Annotated in this window: 2 protein-coding genes and 1 pseudogene; all 3 read left to right on the plus strand. The window is 70.9% G+C overall.

What is annotated here, in order from left to right:
- On the plus strand, positions 1 to 1,115 hold a 1,115-nt coding region (locus tag AB0M20_RS40185; protein ID WP_364306401.1), incomplete at its 5' end, for a phosphotransferase.
- A gap of 2 nt (positions 1,116 to 1,117) precedes the next feature.
- Positions 1,118 to 1,246 (plus strand): hypothetical protein, encoded by a 129-nt coding sequence (locus AB0M20_RS40190; protein ID WP_364306402.1) that lies wholly within the window; start codon positions 1,118 to 1,120, stop codon positions 1,244 to 1,246.
- Positions 1,247 to 1,338: 92 nt separating this feature from the next.
- Positions 1,339 to 2,065, plus strand: a pseudogene (locus AB0M20_RS40195) (hypothetical protein); the annotation flags it as partial.

A 2,065-nucleotide genomic window follows, 5' to 3' on the forward strand; every position in this document is an offset into this window, starting at 1 on the left:
AGCCGCTACCGCAGCTCGAGGCGATGGTGGCGGCGCACCTACGCCGGCCGCGGGTGCATGTCCTGACCGTCCGGCTGCAGACCTACCCGTACGACCGGCCGGCCCTGACGACAGCGGGTCGCTACCTGGTCGGCGGTACCGCGGCCGACGAGGCCGGCCAAACGCTGACTTACGCCTTCTTCGTCAAAGTCGTCCAGGCCTGGCTGAGGTCACCGCTGTCCGCGGCGGTGCCCGAGCCGCTGCGCTCAGAGTTGGCACCGCTGATGCCCTGGCGGACCGAGCCGGACATCTACCGGGGTGAACTGGGCCGGCACCTGCCCGACGGGCTCAGTCTTCCGCACGCCTACCACGTCACCGACCTGGACGACGAGTCGGCGGCCGTCTGGCTCGACCGCGTGCCGGTACGCCAGGTCGAGTGGGACGTCGCCCGCCATCGACGCGCGGCCTACCTGCTGGGGCGACTGGCATCCAGCACGTCCGTCAAACCGTTCGCCGCGCACGTACCGATCGGCCGGACCGCCCGGCGGTTCGCGGAGCACTGGCTGGCCGTCAACGTCGTACCGGACCTCACCTCGGAAGACCTGTGGCGGCAGCCGAACGTGGCCGCGACATTCGACGCGCACCTGCGGCGCAGGATCCTGCGCGCGGCAGCCGCTCTGCCGGCGCTGGTCGACGAGCTGGAGTCCTTGCCCGCCACCACCGCGCACGGCGACGCCTGCACCGACAACCTGCTGCATACCCGGCTGAGCAACGACATCGTCCTGATCGACTTCGGCTTCTGGGGCACCGCGCCCGTGGGGTTCGACCTCGGCCAGCTGTTGCTGGGAGAGATCCAACTCGGGCGGCGTCCGGCGCGAGCGTTCCCGGAGCTGGAAGAGGCATGCCTACCGGCCTACGTCCAAGGCCTGCGTGACGAAGGGTGCACCACTCCGGTCCACCAGGTGCGGCGGGCACACGCCATCGCCATGACGATCTTCCACGCCATCCCGTCCATTCCGTACGAGCACCGGACCGCCGAGGCTGGGCCGGATCTGCTCCCGCTCTTCGCGAACCGGGCCGCGATGGCCGGGTTCATCCTCGACCTCCTCGATGCCACTCAGGGAGAAAGGCCCTGATCTTGGGCATCTACGCCATGATGGGTCTGGCTCTGGTTGCGGTCGGCCGCCGCGGTCTTGCCGATCAGCCGGCGCCGTCGACGGCCGGCGCCTCCGACGAGCCGGTGCGGACTGCGGCGTTCGCCGGCTGAGGTATTCGATTCAATCGTCCACTCCGTACATCGCACATAGGACGGCTGACGACATGACACTTGCCGTACCGCCACCGAGCGGGGAATTCGCCGTGGCTCGCGTCTCGCGGGATTGGACGGATACGCAGCGGACGGATCCCTACGCGGCCGATCCGTCCGAGCCGCGGTCGCTCGTGGCGTGGGTCTGGTATCCGCGGGATCGGACGCCCGACGCGCCGGCTGCCGACTACCTGCCACCGGCCTGGCGGCCCGCCGGGGACATGCTCGGGCTTCGTACCGAAGGGCTGCCGGCGAACAGCACCGACGGCGGGCCGGTGTCCGGCGCTCGCGCGGCGTACCCGGTGGTGCTCCTGTCCCCCAGCGGCTTCCCGCCGCTGCTGCTGTCGGCCATCGCCGAAGATCTGGCCAGTCACGGGTTCGTGGTCGTCGGCGTCAACCACACCTACGAGACCGCGGTGACGGTCTTCGCGGACGGCCGGACGATGGCGATGAATCCCGCCGCCATCGCCGGTGCGCTCGGTCCGCAGAGCGGGTCGTACCGGGAGGTGTTCGCGCGGCGGACCGACGTCTGCCGGTACAAGGCGGCGGACCTCGCGTTCGTGGCGGACCGCCTCGCCGATCTGGATGCCGATGATCCGCTGACCGGCCGGCTCGACCTGAGCCGGCTGACCGCGATCGGCCACTCATTCGGCGGCGCGGCCGCTCTGCAATGGTGCCGCGACGACCCGCGCTGCGTCGCCGCCGCGAACCTCGACGGCGCTCTGTGGTCCGAGGTCGGACGCAGCGGCCTCGCCCGACCGGTGCTCCAGCTGCTCGCGC

The organism is Actinoplanes sp. NPDC051633, from assembly GCF_040681735.1.
In the GTDB taxonomy this organism is placed as follows: Bacteria; Actinomycetota; Actinomycetes; order Mycobacteriales; family Micromonosporaceae; genus Actinoplanes.